Origin of the sequence: Komagataeibacter oboediens (assembly GCF_018491655.1) — a bacterium.
Lineage (GTDB): Bacteria > Pseudomonadota > Alphaproteobacteria > Acetobacterales > Acetobacteraceae > Komagataeibacter > Komagataeibacter oboediens.
Map to the genome: position 1 here is coordinate 128,353 of NZ_JABLUU010000008.1, position 13,483 is coordinate 141,835.

At 57.3% G+C, this 13,483-nt stretch carries 10 protein-coding genes, 1 pseudogene and 1 riboswitch; of the genes and pseudogenes, 7 read left to right on the forward strand and 4 right to left on the reverse strand.

The features are described 5' to 3' along the window. Positions 1-12: 12 nt before the first annotated feature. A riboswitch (cobalamin riboswitch) is annotated at positions 13-232 on the reverse strand. Between the two features lie 261 nt (positions 233-493). Beyond that, positions 494-1,471 carry a ribonucleotide-diphosphate reductase subunit beta gene (locus tag HNO79_RS08985; protein WP_214165682.1) on the forward strand — a complete coding sequence of 326 codons (978 nt, stop codon included), beginning with the start codon at positions 494-496 and terminating at the stop codon, positions 1,469-1,471. 1,098 nt (positions 1,472-2,569) lie between these two features. Next, the gene (locus HNO79_RS08990) at positions 2,570-3,886 is read left to right on the forward strand and encodes a carbohydrate porin (protein WP_214165681.1); all 1,317 of its coding nucleotides are present in this window, start codon (positions 2,570-2,572) and stop codon (positions 3,884-3,886) included. Positions 3,887-4,107: 221 nt separating this feature from the next. On the opposite strand, the gene HNO79_RS08995 is transcribed toward HNO79_RS08990, so the two are convergent. The 4 genes from HNO79_RS08995 to araD all read right to left on the reverse strand — a co-directional run bounded on the left by HNO79_RS08995 (position 4,108) and on the right by araD (position 8,333). Continuing rightward, positions 4,108-4,593 carry a GlcG/HbpS family heme-binding protein gene (locus HNO79_RS08995; protein ID WP_200409023.1) on the reverse strand — a complete coding sequence of 162 codons (486 nt, stop codon included), beginning with the start codon at positions 4,591-4,593 and terminating at the stop codon, positions 4,108-4,110. Positions 4,594-4,665: 72 nt separating this feature from the next. After that, the gene (locus tag HNO79_RS09000) at positions 4,666-5,139 is read right to left on the reverse strand and encodes a GlcG/HbpS family heme-binding protein (RefSeq protein ID WP_010513265.1); all 474 of its coding nucleotides are present in this window, start codon (positions 5,137-5,139) and stop codon (positions 4,666-4,668) included. A 273-nt stretch (positions 5,140-5,412) separates the two neighbouring features. Beyond that, entirely contained in the window at positions 5,413-6,282 is an 870-nt protein-coding gene (locus HNO79_RS09005) for a DoxX family protein (RefSeq protein ID WP_244987491.1), read from the reverse strand. A 269-nt stretch (positions 6,283-6,551) separates the two neighbouring features. Beyond that, positions 6,552-8,333: an L-arabinonate dehydratase gene (gene araD / locus HNO79_RS09010; RefSeq protein ID WP_408887043.1), complete on the reverse strand. Its 1,782-nt coding sequence runs from the start codon at positions 8,331-8,333 to the stop codon at positions 6,552-6,554. Positions 8,334-8,467: 134 nt separating this feature from the next. Between araD and HNO79_RS09015 the strand changes: the two genes are divergently transcribed. The 5 genes and pseudogenes from HNO79_RS09015 to HNO79_RS09035 all read left to right on the forward strand — a co-directional run. Next, entirely contained in the window at positions 8,468-9,382 is a 915-nt protein-coding gene (locus tag HNO79_RS09015; protein ID WP_214165679.1) for a LysR family transcriptional regulator, read from the forward strand. A gap of 181 nt (positions 9,383-9,563) precedes the next feature. Further along, complete coding sequence (locus tag HNO79_RS09020) at positions 9,564-10,934, forward strand: MFS transporter (RefSeq protein WP_275954814.1); 1,371 nt, start codon at positions 9,564-9,566, stop codon at positions 10,932-10,934. Between the two features lie 86 nt (positions 10,935-11,020). Next, positions 11,021-12,220 carry an SMP-30/gluconolactonase/LRE family protein gene (locus tag HNO79_RS09025; protein WP_200409020.1) on the forward strand — a complete coding sequence of 400 codons (1,200 nt, stop codon included), beginning with the start codon at positions 11,021-11,023 and terminating at the stop codon, positions 12,218-12,220. A 186-nt stretch (positions 12,221-12,406) separates the two neighbouring features. Further along, positions 12,407-13,132: a gluconate 2-dehydrogenase subunit 3 family protein gene (locus HNO79_RS09030; protein ID WP_214165678.1), complete on the forward strand. Its 726-nt coding sequence runs from the start codon at positions 12,407-12,409 to the stop codon at positions 13,130-13,132. A 74-nt stretch (positions 13,133-13,206) separates the two neighbouring features. Then, positions 13,207-13,483: pseudogene (locus HNO79_RS09035) on the forward strand (GMC family oxidoreductase); the annotation flags it as partial.

Below are 13,483 nucleotides of genomic sequence, written 5' to 3' on the forward strand. Positions count from 1 at the left end.
CGACAGGTCTCGGTCGCAACCATCATGACGGCAGGTCTCCTGGCTTGCGGCGTCGTCTCCCGCACAACCTTCCCGGAAAACCGCGGTTTCCAGTGGCCCGGACCTTATGTCCGGTAATGCGGGGAACATACCGCTTACAGTTGCGGGGACAGCCGAAGCATTGGACCGCAATCCGCACTTCGTTCCCTTTTCACCCCTTATATGCAGGGGAACCGTCAGCAGGGTTCTGATCGGATGGGCCAGCCCTGTCAACCCGGATCCGCGCGGCCAACGCGGGCGCTGGGGCTGGTCACGTCATTTTTTCCTAAACCGTGGCCACGGTCCGTGCCGTGTGTCCTCAGCGCCGCACCTGAAGATAAAAAACAGCCGGAAAAAGCAGCTTGCCATACCGTGGGAACGGCAATCTGCCCACTGTTTCCCCGGCGGAAGCCGGCTGCGCGCGACGTGGAAATCCACCTGACGTTGGATACTTTTTGGGTTATAGAAGTGGATCATGAGCACAGACACACCCAACCTTCTTTCCCCCAGCCCGGTCTACAAACCGTTCCGTTACCCATGGGCGTTCGAGGCGTGGAAAACCCAGCAGTCCCTGCACTGGCTGCCCGAGGAAATTCCCCTTGGTGATGATGTGAAGGACTGGAACAACAACCTGTCCGAGACGGAAAAATATCTGGTCACCCAGATTTTCCGCCTGTTCACCCAACAGGATACCGAGGTCGAGAACGCCTATATCGATCTGTATATGCCCCGCTTCAAGCCGACCGAAGTGCGGATGATGCTTTCGGCGTTCACCAATATGGAATCGATCCATCAGGCGGCCTACAGCCACCTTCTGGACACCATCGGCATGCCGGAAACCGAATATGCCGCCTTCCTTGAATACGAGGAAATGGCCGCGAAGCACGAATTCCTTAAACGCTTCAACATGGACGACCATTATAATACCGCCCTGTCCATGGCAGTGTTCGCGGGCTTTACCGAAGGGCTGCAGCTTTTCGCGTCCTTCGCCATGCTGCTCAACTTCCCGCGCCATAATTTGATGAAGGGCATGGGGCAGGTCGTGACATGGTCCGTGCGTGACGAAAGCCTGCACGTTGAAAGCATCACGCGCCTGTTCAAGACCTACATGCAGGAATTTGGTCGCCAGATTGACAAGCCCGCCGTGGCGGATGCCATCCACCTGGCCTGCCGTGAAATTGTGGAGAACGAGGACCGCTTCATCGACCTCGCTTTCCGCATGGGGCCGGTGAAGGGCCTGTCAGCGGATGAGGTCAAGCAGTATATCCGCTTCATCGCCAATCGCCGCCTGATCGGGCTGGAACTCGATCCGATCTATGACGTACCCAGCAATCCCCTGCCGTGGATTGACGAGATGATGAACGCGGTGGAGCACACCAACTTTTTCGAAAACCGGGCAACGGAATACAGCCGGGGCGCGACACAGGGAACGTGGGACGAAGCGTTCGCCTGAAATACCGGATCGCACCGCCCCCATCATGCATATGGTGGGGGCGGTTTTACTGCCGGAACCCCGGGTCCTTTTCACACGTTCCAGGAAAACCAGACGGCCCGGGCGCGCATCCATTCCCCTTGCCCGTTATCTCATCCTCCACCATGACGCCAATATCCGGTGGGTGGAAAGGCATAAGATCGGACATTCACCCGCGACAACAGGATGTGCGGGAACGCCTGATTGATAAAAAGATCATAAAATTTCTGGGTATCGGCCTTTTTGAAAGCCGACATTTTCTGAAGATTTACAGTTTATTCCATAAACAGACTTGTTAAACGGTCTTCAGGATCGTCAGACCCCGCCAGTTCAAGAACTTGACTACAAACGCATTTCAGATGTGTATATCGTTACATAAACAGATTTTATGAACATTTTATAGAGACATAGCATTAATAATTATATTTCATTTTCAAGTTTATTAATAATAATGAAAATATAAATTCGAATAACTTCATTTATTGAAATAATTGTTAAATAAATATATTGGACAAAATGAAATATTGATTTGTTGCGGCAATAAACTATTCACCTGATTCCGTACCTGCCATCCATCCTATTTTTGAACATGGATCATTATCCCAACCCCATACCGGACCAGCCAACCGACGGGAGCCTGCGTCATTGTTGACGATGGATATTCAGCAAGGCCCTACCCTACCACTCCCCTGACACAATATAATCGGCACGTCATATCCATTTTTATAAATACATATTAAGTATATTTATTTTCGTTTCTTTAACGGAAATGTATGGATGTGCATATAACGGCCCTACACATGCTTATGTCTGACGACAACGTATGAGCGCGAAAGTTTCCACAAACCTTACAAACCATAAAATTTCCACAATAACAAAAATATTTATGCAGTAATAAATGCATACAAAAAATACTTAATCATCGCACTCACAATAAATTAATTCATAAATATAAAACCATTTTCGAACGCGAGCGTTTGTCTGCCACAGATATAAAAACAATAATATACTGATGGCCTTAAAATGAAATATTTCACACGTAGATATGGAAATATCGGAATATTATATTTCGGTTTTTCCATGCACATGGTCATCTGCGCACCTGAAGCACCTGCAAACAGTCTGCCCAATGGTAGCCTGGGCGATGATGCCAGTTATGCGCTGCGTGCCAGTGCCCAGCATCCATCCACCACCATGACAGGCGACTGGGGGGGCGCGCGGCTCTATCTTCGGAACAAGGGCATAGATCTGGCTGGCGCGTGGACGAACGAAACCGCCGGGAACGTTACTGGCGGGGACCGCCACACCGCGGCCCAGACCAACCAGCTTGCCGCCATCATGGATATCGACGCCGAAAAACTGCTGAAATGGAAAGGCGCATCTTTCAACTTTACATTTACTACCCGGTGGGGCAGCAACCTCATTACACGGGCAGGACTGTATACCCTGCAGCAACCGCAGGAAGTATGGGGGCGCGGACAGACATCCCGGCTGACCCAGCTATGGTATAACCAGAAGCTGGGTGATCATGTCAGTTTCAAGATAGGCCGCCTGCCGACCGGCGCCGATTTTGATAATGTGCCCTGCCTGACAATGGTAAACTATTTCTGCGGGGCAACAACCGGCAACATGGACGGCAATCGCTGGCTCAACTGGCCCGTCAGTACATGGGGCGGCCTGATCAAGTATAACGACCCACGCTGGTATTTTCTGGCGGGGGCTTATGAACAGAACGTGCGTAACCTGGATAATAAATTCTTCCTTGGTTATGTACATGGTGCAACTGGTGTTCTCCTGCCCTTTGAAACCGGTTTGCGTATCCATCTGGGGGCCCATCATTATCCCGGGGTCTATCGCATCGGCGGGTGGGTCAATACCGCAAGTGCACCTGACATTTTACTGGCGGCAAACGGACAGCCTGCTGTCACCGGCGGACTGGCCATGCTTGAACGGGGCAGTACCCACGGTGGCTACCTGTGGTTCCAGCAGCAGCTGACCGGAACCTTTAGCGAAAAACCCGGACAGGACGCCGTTGTTCAGCAGGGGCTGACTGCTTACGTAACCTTTACCATGGTCGATAAGGAGACCAGTCCCGTTTCATCGCAGGTTACTGGCAGCCTGCGTTATCTTGGGCTTCCGTGGCGCAGGCATGATGCCGTGACGCTGGCTGTTGGCACCAATCATGTCAATTCACGGCTGGCCACGCTGGACTGGTATCAGGCCGGCAGGAAGGGACCGCGCCGCGATTCAGAATTCGCAATCGAAACAGACTATACGCTTCAGATTACCCCATGGGTCTATATCGAACCCAATATCCAGTTCTGGGTCAATCCGGGCGGTTATACCCAAAGGGAAACGGTTACGGTCATTGGCATGAAAACAGGCTTTACGTTCTAAAGCCTGTTTTCATAACCCCTTTTGAAAAAATATAACCCTGGAAACGGTTATGTCTATTCAGCCTTTATTATAAATAAATTCACTTTACCCGATCAGCATAATAATGCGGCTGGCCCGGCAACTCCTCAGATTCCTCCCTTCGTGTGCTGTGATACGGACAGACCCGACCGTATGTCCTGCATGCAACCGGATCTGTCCGTTTCTGTCAGGAACTAGCGCCTTCAGGAATGGAAACCGGTTGCCGTATCCGTCGCAACGGCATTATCCAGATCATCCGTCGCACCGCTGACCCCGACCGCCCCGATCAGGTATTTCCCCTCCATGACCGGACAGGATCCCGGTACGGCCGTAATCCCCGGCAATGTCGCCAGAAACGCCTGGTTCTGGCTGATCCGCTGTGCCAGCACCTTGCCCGGTGAATGATACAGCGCGGCCGTCCGGGCCTTTTTTATGGCGGTTTCGTCGGTGCCGGTCTGTGAATCATCCATGCGCGTAAAGGCCAGCAACCTACCTGATGCATCCACCACCGCGATGCTGACCTGCATGCCGCGTTGCTTTGCCTCGGCTTCCGCTGCGTTCAGCAGGCTTTTTGCACCGGCACTGCTCAACTGCGGCCGTGTCAGCAATTTGGCGTCATCGGCGCGTGCGCTGAAGAACGCCGGAAGGCACGCCAGAAGGGCCAGCGGCCCGATATGTCTGATTTTCATGGGATATCCTGAAACAAGGGTGTCTGGATACGTGGTTTTATTTATAAAGAAATCTCGACCGGTCCATCTGCATCAATGAAAATGCTTGGCCGTATCAATCACCAGCGCCTGTTCGTTTTCGTTGGTATCGCCGCTGGTGCCAATGCTGCCCACTACGGTATCACCCTGCTTGAACACAGCCCCCCCTGCAGATGGCAGGATACCCGGAACAAAACCGATGGGCAGGTTCTGCGTGCGCACGGCGTCAAAGAATTCAATCGTATTGCGGGCAAACCGTGCCGCTGATTTCGCCTTGGCGATCGAGGCTTCCACGCATCCCGCGTAAGCGCCCTGCATGCGGATGAACGCAACCAGGTTTCCATCCGTATCCTCGACCGCTATGCACAGCCTGAGGTGTCGGTTTTCCGCCAGCCCGACCGCATAATGCGCCATGTCCATTGCGGCCGCCGTCGTGATGTTGAGCTGCGGCGCGGTGGATGATGTCTGTGCGAATGCCGGGGTGGCGAACGACGCCAGCAATGCAAGAACTCCAAGCATCTGCTTCATTTCAAGGGTTACCTTATTCTGGATGTTATTATTGAACCCCTGACGACGCCTTATGTCCCGCAGGCCGATACATGCCGGGAAAAATAAAGCCGTCGTTCAGTTCAGATCATACGATAGAATTGGTCTCATATCGCACGAAGGATTCTATTACAGTCTTTGCCATGCAGACAAATAACAATTAAAACCCTCGCGCTTACGTGACAGATCCTCTTACCATTTTTCATGAAGAAAGCATGTGTTACATGAACGTCTGCCAAACAGGACAAGTATTGGTCAAGCACTTCGCCGGGCATCGCGCTGGACATGGGTGCATGCGTCGGACACGCACAGGGGCAGCAGGAACCGCGGCATCCAGCCATGGGCGATCAGCCAGCCATCAATCGAGAACTTCCCCGCCCCTGCAATCGCAAAGCTGGCAAAGGCCACGATCATGAGCATCGGATATTCCCAACCACCCACAGGGGCGTTGTTCCAGGTAAACCCGTCGCCAAAATGCCGTCCATAATGATTGGCAATCAGGTAATAGAGGGCGCCACCAATCCCGGCAAGCCGGGTCAGGACGCCCATCCCCACCCCGATTGCAACGGACAGTTCACACAGCCCGCCGGCAATAACGGCCTGTCCATCCGGCGGAAAACCGAAACCGACAAATACCTGTTCCATGTGGTGGAAGGAATGAACACCCGCGAAAAGTTTTTCCGCGAAATGCCCGACCATGTCGAACCCGAAATATATGCGGATTGTCGCCGTCTGCCACTGTAAATGGTCATTCCAGCCCGCTGCCCGGTCATGGACCATGCAATCCACATACAGCATAAGGTAAATCATGAACGCGACCGTGGATGTGGCCATGCCCGGCACCGATCCATGGATGGCCGCCACCCGCCAGCTGATCATGAAGGGCAGGAGTGAGGCCAGAAAACCAATGACGAAATGCCGTGGCATGACCATGACGGCCATGGCCAGCGCAAGACCATCCAGCCCGATTGTTGAAAGACAGGCAAAGTCCGGTATGACCGGAACAATAAAGGACGACCAGACCATGGCCACCACGCAGGCGGCCAGTCCCAGCCATAACGGCCAGTAAGCTATGTAGCGCGGGCGCAATGTCACATATGACGATGGAACCGCATTCGACTTCATGAACATCTTGTTTTTCTTCTTTACAGAGTGTCGAACCGTATTTCAGATATGTGTGTTGATGAAACGGGGCGTGTTCCCGTCCCGATGGTCACCTGTCTGTTCCTTTCCGCTTCGCTGGACACTGTTGCAGAAGCCCGCTGGCGGACTGTCGTGCAGATTAAAAAGCAGTTTTCCCAAAACCGGTCCGGGAAGTCCCGTCACGCATTCCCACATTCGATCAGTACCGCAGCACTGCCTCCGCCGCGTGTCCACCCGGCCATAGGGGGGATTTAGTAGATGACAGGTTCAGGCACCGGCGCCCCGAAATCGGTCTGCAGAAAATCGAAATCACATCCTTCATTCGCCTGCCGCATGTGGTGGGCCGCCATCCAGCCATATCCCCGCTCATAACGCGGCGCAGGTGGCTTCCATGCCGCGCGGCGGCGGGCGAGTTCCTCATCGGACACTTCCATGCGGATCGTGCGCTCTTCTACATCCACCGCGACGATATCCCCCGTCTTCAGCAACGCCAGCGGGCCGCCCACATAACTTTCCGGCGCGATATGCAGCACGCAGGCGCCATAGCTCGTGCCGCTCATCCGGGCATCGGACAGACGCAGCATATCGCGATATCCTTCCTGCACCAGGCGTCTGGGCATGGGCAGCATCCCCCATTCCGGCATGCCGGGCCCGCCCAGTGGACCCGCGTTACGCAGCACAAGCACGTGATCGGGCGTGACATCCAGCGTCACGTCATCCAGCGCCTTCTTCATGGTGGGATAATCATCAAACACCAGTGCCGGTCCGCGATGCTTATGAAATTTCGGATCGCAGCAGGCGGGCTTCATTACGCACCCATCCGGCGCAAGATTGCCCCGCAGCACCGTCAGCGCCCCCCCTGCCTCACCTGTAAACATCGGTTTGTCGAGGGGCCTTATGACATCGTCATTCCACACCTTTGCATCGCGGATGTTTTCCCCCACGCTGCGCCCCGTCACCGTCAGGCAGTCGAGGTCCAGAAAACCCGAAATCCGGTTCATCAGCGCCGCAATGCCCCCGGCATAGTAAAAATCTTCCATAAGGTAGGTCGTGCCCGTCGGCCGGACATTGGCAATGACCGGGATTTCGCGGCTGGCACGGTCAAAATCATCCAGCCCGATGGGCACGCCCGCGCGTCGTGCCATGGCAATCACATGTATGATGGCATTGGTCGAACACCCCATCGCCATTGCCACAGCAATCGCGTTGCGGAAGGCGGCCGGGGTCTGGATTCTTGACGGTTTCAGGTCTTCCCACACCATATCGACAATCCGCCGCCCCGAGCTTTTGGCCATGCGGATATGGTTGGAATCAACCGCCGGAATGGAACTGGCCCCCGGCAGGGACAGGCCGATCGCCTCGGCAATGGCGGTCATGGTGCTTGCCGTGCCCATGGTCATGCAGGTGCCCGCGCTGCGGGCAATTCCGGCCTCGACCCCGCGCCAGTCCTCTGGCGTGATCTTGCCCGCGCGCAGCTCATCCCAGTATTTCCATGAATCCGACCCTGAACCCAGCGTCTTTCCCTGCCAGTTCCCGCGCAGCATCGGACCTGCGGGGACATAGATCGCAGGAATATCCATGCTGGTCGCCCCCAGCAGCAGGCCGGGCGTGGTCTTGTCGCATCCCCCCATCAGCACCGCGCCATCCGCCGGATAGGCACGCAGCAGTTCTTCCGCCTCCATCGCCAGCATGTTGCGGTACAGCATGGTGGTCGGCTTCATGAAGTTTTCGGACAACGAGATCGCGGGCAGTTCCATCGGAAATCCCCCCGCTTCCAGCACCCCACGCTTCACATCTTCGACACGCTGGCGAAAATGCATGTGACAGGGGTTGATGTCCGACCAGGTATTCAGGATGGCGATAACCGGCTTCCCTTCCCAGTCCTGCGGGTCATACCCCATCTGCATCGCGCGGGAACGGTGGCCGAAACTGCGCAGGTCGGCGGGACCAAACCAGCGTTCACTGCGCAGGGTACGTTTTTCCTTCCCTTCCATATTTCCGCCTTCTGGCCGTGTTCCGGCTTCTTCTGACATTCCTCTGTTCTCCCTGCGCGCCCGGACCGGTCACGATAGCCTGATGGAATGGGCGCTGCGTGTTGCAGTAAGGGCAAGGGCATTCAGGGGTGTCCAGACCAGATACGGCATGGATTGAGACAGGATTGATATTGATGCTTCAGCTTACCCAGGTCCGGTGCTTTGTCACCGTCGCGGAGGAACTGCATTTCGGGCGCGCGGCCGCGCGGCTGAACATGACCCAGCCCCCGTTAAGCCGACAGGTCCAGTTGCTGGAACATGCGCTGGGCGTTGAATTGCTGGAACGCAACAGTCGCAGCGTGCGGCTGACGGCAGCAGGCGCCATATTCCTGCCCGAGGCACGACGCCTGCTACGCAACGCGGAAGATGCGATGCTGATGGCCCGCCGCGCAGGCCGCGGCGCGCTGGGGCAGGTCGCGATCGGGTTCACGCCCGCCAGCAGTTACGATTTCCTGCCGCGCCTGATCCATGCGCTGCGGGCGACCTATCCCGATATTGAACTGACGCTGGAGGAAATGATCACCCGCGACCAGCTTGCCGCCCTTGCGTCGCACCGTATCGACCTTGCTTTCGTGCGGCCCCCGTTTGACGCACGGGACACCCGTGCCCGGCTGGTCCGCAGCGAACCCATGGTGGCCGCCCTGCCCCACACCCACCCGCTGGCAACGCGCGCCGCACTGACGCCTGCGGATATGGAGGGACAGGACCTGATCATGTATTCCATACTGGGTGGCGGCTATTTTCACGACCTTGTCCGCCGCCTGCTGGTCAGCGCGAACATCCAGCCCCGACTGGTCCATCACCTGACCCAGATCCATGCCCTCCTGTCCATGGTCAGGACAGGGGTCGGCATTGCCCTTATTCCCGAATCAGCCTCGCGGCTCGGTATCGAAAATGTCATCTGCCGCCCGCTGGCGTTTGGCGACGCGATCCTGGCGGAACTGTACATGGTCCACCGCACCGATGATGCCAGCCCGGTCCTTGGCAGTGTCATGGCTATCGCGGACCAGATCACCGCAACGGATGGCCCCGGTACCTGCCCTGCATGACGCCGTTCACTGCCATGCCGTGAACGATGCCCGTACTGCATCACTCCATACGAAGTTTGATTTTGACTTGTGCCATCGCGCTGCGTTCCCTTCCGCACAGGACCAGATGCGGCCAGAGGACAGTCGACACAACCCGGCCCGCCGCACCGGTCCCGCCATCGAGGGAGAAAACAGGGTGACCATAACAAGAGGGCGCACAGCAGGCCCCGCCACCACGCATCCGTCAATCGCCACCGGGGCATCCCGCGCCATGCCACGCAGCGCCGTCCGCTACAGCGTTCTTGCATTCCTGTTCATCATCACCGCGATCAACTATGGTGATCGCGCGACACTCGGGATCGCGGGATCGTCCATTTCGCATGATCTGGGGCTGAGCCCGGTTGCGATGGGCTACGTCTTTTCCGCCTTCGGCTGGGCCTATGTCATCAACCAGGTGCCCGGTGGCTGGCTGCTGGACCGGTTTGGTTCCATCCGTGTGTACGGTGTCAGCCTGTTTGCGTGGTCGGTGTGTACGTTATGCATTGCGGGAATGGGCCATGTCCCGCACGCCATCGCCTTTCCCGTGCTGTTCATCCTGTGGGCCGGGCTGGGACTGGTGGAAGCCCCCACCTTTCCCGCCAACAGCCGCATCGTATCAAGCTGGTTTCCCACGGCTGAACGCGGTCTTGCCACCTCCATTTTCAATTCGGCCCAGTACGTGGCGGTGGCGTTCTTCGCGCCGCTTATGGGATGGATTACCCAGGCATTCGGGTGGGAATACATCTTTGCCGTGATGGGGATTGCAGGCGTGGTCCTGGCGGGGATATGGCTCCTGCGCATGCGGCCGCCCGCCGCCCATCCGGCGGTCAACGCCGCCGAACTGGCCTTCATCCGCGCAGGTGGCGCGCTGGTGGATATTGACGACCGCGCCATGCGGGTGCGCAGGCCGCTGACATGGCGGCAGGTCCGCTTCATGCTGACCGACCGGACGCTGGTGGGCGTGTATGGCGGGCAGTACTGCATTACCGCCATCCTGTATTTCTTCCTGACCTGGTTTCCGCTTTACCTGCATCAGTCACGCGGGCTGTCCCTGACGCAGACCGGACTGGCCGCCAGCGTGCCCGCGCTGTGCGGACTGGCCGGTGCGATCGCCGGGGGGGCGCTTTCGGACATGCTGCTGCGATCGGGACGGTCGGAAAACATCGCGCGCAAGACACCCTATGTCGTTGGCATGGCGATTGCCTCGACCATCTGTCTTTGCAACTTCGTACACTCGGCCTGGGTGATCGTAATCATCATGTCCTTCGCCTTCTTTGGCAAGGGGGTCGCCGCCATTGGCTGGGCCGTCATATCCGATATTGCGCCCCGGGAAACGCCGGGTCTGGCCGCGGGCATTTTCAACGGGATCGGCAATATTGCCGGCATCGTGACGCCCATCGTGATCGGATACATCGTTGCGATCACGAAGTCTTATGACGGGGCGCTGATATTCGTCGCCGCGCATTGTGGCGTTGCGATCCTGCTCTACCTGTTCGTGGTGGGCAAGATAAGGCGTCTGTCCCTGCCAGAATGAAGGGCGCGCACGGTGTTCGTTACAGGCCACGTCGCAAGTACAGACCGGCAGTCATAATAATAAACAATAATCAAGAGAACATCTTCATGACACACATTACCGATGCATGCGGCCACGGCCTGTCGCGCCGCGCCACCCTGTGGGGACTGACGGGGGGGCTGGCGCTGGCAGGACTGGAATCCCGCATGCCGCGCGCTGCCGCGGCGTCCCGGCATGCCGCGGCCATTCAGGCCACCGTTATCGCGTCCTCGCCGCATTACCTGTGCAATGCCGTCGCCGCGACACGCGACGGTACGCTCTTCCTTGGTGCGCCGCGATGGGACCTGATGGCCGATACGCCCAGCGTTTTTCGCGTGGCGTCCGATGGCGCGCTGCATCCCTTTCCGGGTGGAAGCTGGAACGCATGGAAACCGGGCGATGACCCGCGCAATGCCTTCCTGATGGTCAACGGCCTGCATATATTCAGTGACGACACGCTGTGGATCGTCGATCAGGGCATTGACCCGACAAAGGGCGCATCCGTGCCAGGTGGCCAGAAACTGGTACAGCTGGACCCGCGCGATGGCAGGGTCATGCAGGTGCTGCGATGGGGCGAGGACATCCTACCACCGGGTTCAGCAATGAATGACCTGCGCATTGCGGGTGATCTTTTGTTCGTGACCGATTCCGGTCTGGGCGGGATCATCATCCATAACATGCGTAGCGGAGAGACCGTGCGCCGCCTGTCGGAACACCCCCTGCTGCGCGCAACCGCCGCCAAGCCGCTGCGCGGGCGCGACGGGCACATACTGCAGGACAGGACGGGCAAGCGACCACTGGTACATTCGGACATGCTGGAAATCACGGCAGACCGCAAATGGTTCTATTTCTCTACACCTTCCGGTCCTCTGCGACGGATTCCGACCGACATCCTGCTGGATTCCAGCCTGACGGATGACCAGCGCGCCGGCCGGATCGAAACGGTGATCGACATACCGACAATCATGGGCACGGCCATTGATACGCTGGGCAATTTCTATTTCGCCGATACCGAACACGGACGGATCATGGTGCTTACACCCGAAAAAAAGCAGCTTACGTTACTTGAAGATGACCGGCTGGTTGATGGCGACGCCCTGTTCATCACAACCGACCGCCACATGCTGGTGCCGGTTGCCCAGACGGAACGGCTGCCGGCAAACAACGCGGGCGTCAACGCGGTGCGGCTGCCCTTCATAACCCTGGGATTTGCGTTACCAGACACGCTGGAGGGGCACAGGCTGGGCGGTGTCGTCAGCAGCCTGTAAGGCGGCACCCCGATCATTCGTAAACCACAAAAACATATACCCGCGGCCATGCCGCGGGGGTGACATGATGCCATGGCATGGATCGGATTCAGGCAGGTCTTTTTTTCAGGTAACGCAGGCCGCGCCCGGAAAAAAGCATCCGCCCAACACGGCATCCCTCACCCGGCGTATATCAGGAGTAAAGTCATGAAGCGGCGTGATGTCATGAAGGGTGGTCTGGTGCTGTTGGCGACCACCACGCTGGCCTCCATCTATAAACCGGCCTATTCGCGCACATATGTTGGTGGCACGGGCATGTGGAAGGCCACCCCGCCACCACCGCTGTCTGTGGTTGACCCCACACGCCTTGTCTATCTGACACCGCAGGAAGCACGCCTGGTGGGCGCCGTGTTCGATGTCCTGATCCCTGCGGATGAACTGGGAATGGGCGCGACCGAAGCAGGATGCGTGACCTTTCTGGACCACCAGCTGGCCGGTCCGTACGGATCGGCGGCAAAGGATTACAGGCTTGGCCCCGTTGTTGAAGGACTGCCCCAGCAGGGGCCGCAGGGCATCATGACGCCCGCGGAAATGTATCGCACGGGACTGGCTGAACTGGAACATGCCGCACATGCGGAATTCAACAAATCGTTTCTTGATCTGTCCGAAGAACAGAAGATTACTTTCCTGAAGGGTGTCGAAGGCGGCACCATTTCTTTCGACACTCTGAAATCCGACCAGTTTTTTGTACTGATGCTGCAAAATGTCCGTGAAGGCTATCTGGCCGATCCCATGTATGGCGGCAACCGCGACATGGTGGGCTGGAAACTGGTCGGTTTTCCCGGCGCGATTTACGACTACCGGGACTGGATCGTATCAAAACGGGGCAAAAAGATTGATGTCCATCCCGTCAGCCTGCTGGGCCGCGCCTGATTCCGACGCACCCGGCAGGGCGGTACGATCAGGGTGTCCTGCGCACAATTATAATAAAAACAAGGTGCAGCTGAATGAATTACAAAAGGCCAAAGGCCGACGTGGTCATTATCGGGCTGGGCTGGTCCGGTTCCACAATGGCGGAGGAACTGACCCGCGCGGGGCTGAATGTCGTCGCGATCGAACGGGGCGCATGGCGCGAGACCTCCACCAGCTTCCCAACCACACGTGACCCTGATGAACTTAGCGGGTCCGTACGCAAGGAGATCCTTCAGGCGCCGGTGACGGAAACCTATACCGTGCGCAACAAAGTCGGACAGACCGCCCTGCCCCTGCGCAAATACCATAACC

Coding starts and splice junctions, on each gene's coding strand:
- HNO79_RS08985 (WP_214165682.1), top strand. CDS start 494: ATGAGCACAGACACACCCAACCTTCTTTCCCCCAGCCCGGTCTACAAA.
- HNO79_RS08990 (WP_214165681.1), top strand. CDS start 2,570: ATGCACATGGTCATCTGCGCACCTGAAGCACCTGCAAACAGTCTGCCC.
- HNO79_RS08995 (WP_200409023.1), bottom strand. CDS start 4,593: ATGAAAATCAGACATATCGGGCCGCTGGCCCTTCTGGCGTGCCTTCCG.
- HNO79_RS09000 (WP_010513265.1), bottom strand. CDS start 5,139: ATGAAGCAGATGCTTGGAGTTCTTGCATTGCTGGCGTCGTTCGCCACC.
- HNO79_RS09005 (WP_244987491.1), bottom strand. CDS start 6,282: ATGAAGTCGAATGCGGTTCCATCGTCATATGTGACATTGCGCCCGCGC.
- araD (WP_408887043.1), bottom strand. CDS start 8,333: ATGTCAGAAGAAGCCGGAACACGGCCAGAAGGCGGAAATATGGAAGGG.
- HNO79_RS09015 (WP_214165679.1), top strand. CDS start 8,468: ATGCTTCAGCTTACCCAGGTCCGGTGCTTTGTCACCGTCGCGGAGGAA.
- HNO79_RS09025 (WP_200409020.1), top strand. CDS start 11,021: ATGACACACATTACCGATGCATGCGGCCACGGCCTGTCGCGCCGCGCC.
- HNO79_RS09030 (WP_214165678.1), top strand. CDS start 12,407: ATGAAGCGGCGTGATGTCATGAAGGGTGGTCTGGTGCTGTTGGCGACC.